The organism is Streptomyces sp. Root1310, assembly GCF_001426425.1.
In the GTDB taxonomy this organism is placed as follows: Bacteria; Actinomycetota; Actinomycetes; order Streptomycetales; family Streptomycetaceae; genus Streptomyces.
In genome coordinates this window covers 1-2,771 of record NZ_LMEQ01000027.1, presented here as the reverse complement: position 1 = coordinate 2,771, position 2,771 = coordinate 1, and the positions used below count along the sequence as shown (strand labels likewise).

Annotated in this window: 4 protein-coding genes and 1 pseudogene; 4 read left to right on the top strand and 1 reads right to left on the bottom strand. The window is 72.3% G+C overall.

Annotated elements, in window-relative coordinates:
- The 4 genes and pseudogenes from ASD48_RS42475 to ASD48_RS44435 all read left to right on the top strand — a co-directional run.
- A pseudogene (locus tag ASD48_RS42475) lies at positions 1-1,195 on the top strand (vitamin B12 dependent-methionine synthase activation domain-containing protein); the annotation flags it as partial.
- On the top strand, positions 1,192-2,097 hold the full coding sequence (gene metF, locus ASD48_RS27250; RefSeq protein ID WP_057604389.1) for a methylenetetrahydrofolate reductase [NAD(P)H]: 906 nt from the start codon (positions 1,192-1,194) through the stop codon (positions 2,095-2,097). The pseudogene ASD48_RS42475 and the gene metF, both read left to right, overlap by 4 nt.
- Positions 2,075-2,377 (top strand): hypothetical protein, encoded by a 303-nt coding sequence (locus tag ASD48_RS27245; protein WP_057604388.1) that lies wholly within the window; start codon positions 2,075-2,077, stop codon positions 2,375-2,377. Before metF ends, ASD48_RS27245 begins: the two co-directional genes overlap by 23 nt.
- 118 nt (positions 2,378-2,495) lie before the next feature.
- The gene (locus ASD48_RS44435; protein WP_157880708.1) at positions 2,496-2,687 is read left to right on the top strand and encodes a hypothetical protein; all 192 of its coding nucleotides are present in this window, start codon (positions 2,496-2,498) and stop codon (positions 2,685-2,687) included.
- On the opposite strand, the gene ASD48_RS42470 is transcribed toward ASD48_RS44435, so the two are convergent.
- Positions 2,674-2,751 (bottom strand): hypothetical protein, encoded by a 78-nt coding sequence (locus ASD48_RS42470; protein ID WP_282438338.1) that lies wholly within the window; start codon positions 2,749-2,751, stop codon positions 2,674-2,676. The two genes, ASD48_RS44435 and ASD48_RS42470, sit on opposite strands and share 14 nt — an antisense overlap.
- Positions 2,752-2,771: the final 20 nt, after the last annotated feature.

Genomic DNA, 2,771 nt, shown 5'->3' with positions numbered 1-2,771 from the left:
GTCTCCGCGATCCTGGAAGCCGCCGAGGAACACCGGGCCGACGTCATCGGCATGTCCGGCCTGCTGGTCAAATCCACGGTGATCATGAAGGAGAACCTGCAGGAGCTCAACTCCCGCGGCCTGGCCGCCGACTACCCCGTCATCCTCGGCGGCGCCGCCCTCACCCGCGCCTACGTCGAACAGGACCTGCACGAGATCTACCAGGGCGAGGTCCGCTACGCCCGCGACGCCTTCGAGGGCCTGCACCTCATGGACGCCCTCATCGCCGTCAAGCGGGGCGTGCCCGGCGCGACCCTGCCCGACCTCAGACAGCGCCGGGTCAGGGCCACCGCACCCGCCCCGCCCGCACCGCAGCGCCCCGAAGAAGGCGCACGCTCCGACGTCGCCACCGACAACCGCGTCCCGACGCCGCCCTTCTGGGGCACCCGCGTCAGCAAGGGCATCCCGCTCAAGGAGTACGCCTCCTGGCTCGACGAGAGCGCCCTGCCAGTGGGGCCTCAAGCAGGCCCGCACCGGCGACGGCCCGACCTACGAGGAACTCGTCGAGACCGAGGGCCGGCCCCGGCTGCGCGGCCTGCTCGACCGCCTGCAGACCGACAACCTCCTCGAAGCGGCCGTCGTCCACGGCTACTTCCGCGCCGCCTCCAAGGGCGACGACCTGATCCTGCTGGACGACACCGGCTCCGAACTGACCCGCTTCACCTTCCCGCGCCAGCACCGCGGCCGCCGCCTGTGCCTGGCCGACTTCTTCCGCCCCCAGGAATCGGGGGAGAACGACGTCGTCGGCCTCCAGATCGTCACCGTCGGCTCCCGCATCGGCGAGGAGACCGCCAAGCTGTTCGAGGCCGGCGCCTACCGCGACTACCTCGAACTGCACGGCCTGTCCGTGCAGCTGGCCGAAGCCCTCGCCGAGTACTGGCACGCACGCGTGCGCGCCGAACTCGCCATCGCCTCGGCCGACCCGGACTCCCTGGACGCCGTGCTGCGCACCGAGTACCAGGGCTGCCGTTACTCCCTGGGCTACCCGGCCTGCCCAGACCTGGAGGACCGCGCCAAGATCGCCGGCCTGCTCCGCCCGGAGCGCATCGGCGTCCACCTGTCCGAGGAGTTCCAGCTGCACCCCGAACAGTCCACGGACGCGATCGTGGTGCACCACCCCGAGGCCGGCTACTTCAACGCCGGAGGCCGGCCATGACCACCCTGCGCGACACCCTCGGCCGGGGAACCCCGTCGTTCTCCTTCGAGTTCTTCCCGCCGAAGACCGCCAAGGGCGAGCGGACGCTGTGGGAGGCGATCCGCCGGATCGAACCCCTCGCACCGGCCTTCGTCTCCGTCACCTACGGCGCCGGCGGCTCCTCCCGGGAGCGCACCGTCGAGGTCACCAAACGGATCGCCACCGACACCACCCTGCGCCCCGTCGCCCACCTGACCGCGGTCGGCCACTCGGTGGCGGAACTGCGCCACATCATCGGCCAGTACGCCGACGCCGGCGTGCGGGACGTCCTCGCCCTGCGCGGCGACCCGCCCGGCGACCCCAACGCCCCCTGGACGCGGCACCCCGACGGCTTCACCCACGCCCATGAACTGGTGTCCCTGATCAAGGAGTCGGGCGACTTCAGCGTCGGCGTGGCGGCCTTTCCCGAACGTCATCCGCGCTCGCCGGACTGGGACAGCGAGATCCGCCACTTCGTCGCCAAGTGCAGGGCGGGCGCCGACTACGCCATCACCCAGATGTTCTTCCGCGTCGAGGACTACCTGCGGCTGCGCGACCGGGTGGCCGCCGCGGGCTGCGACACCCCGATCATCCCGGAGATCATGCCGGCCACCGACGTACGCCAGATCGCCCGCTTCGCCGCCCTCAGCGGCGCCGCCTTCCCCGAGGACCTCGCCCACCGCCTGGACGCCGTGCGCGACGAGCCCGCCGAAGGCCACCGCATCGGCGTCGAGCACGCCACCGCGATGGCCGAGCGGCTCCTCGCCGAAGGCGCCCCCGGACTGCACTACATCACGCTCAACCGCTCCACGGCGACGCTCGAAATCCACCGCAACACAGCGAACTCAAGGAGCACCCGGCATGCCCTCGCAGCCCAGCACTGACTTCACTGACTTCGCGGACTTCACGGTCGCCCGGCTCCGCCTGGACGCACCCGGCGTCACGCCCACCATCCTGCGCCCCGAGCAGGCCTCCTGCCCCGGCCCCCTGCACGGCGGACCCGTGCCGCCACCGAGCCCACCCGAGGAGGAGCACATGTACGACACCCCGCAGGAGAACAGCAGACAGGCCCAGGACGCCCAGGCCCTCGCCCCGCCGCTGCGGCTCGCCGGCATCGACGAGGACGACCCCCTGGAACCCCACGTCGTACGCGGCATCGACTGACGCCCCGGCGCGCCCGGATCCGCCCACGCCTGCGACGCCCCGGCCCCTTCCACCGATCCGCGAGTGAGCCTTGGCAGTCTCTGCAGGTGATGACGAGCGCGGAAACGCGGGTGCGGACATGAACAGCTTGCTGCGCGGCTGCCCGACGGCACTGCGGCGGTGCAGGAACTACTGCCTCAGGCAGCTCTGGCGGTCCCTGGTGGCCTTCGGAGCCGGCCGTGCCCAGCCGGCTCCCGGCGCCGCCGCCGTGGCCGGACAGCGCGTCCGCCACGCCGGCCGGCCCTCGCAGGACTCCCTCACCATTCGATGAGGGCGAGGCCTGCGGCCATGCCGCCGCCGAAGCCGGCGAGGAGGACGAGGTCGCCGGGGTGCAGGGCGTGGTTGCGGTGGGCGG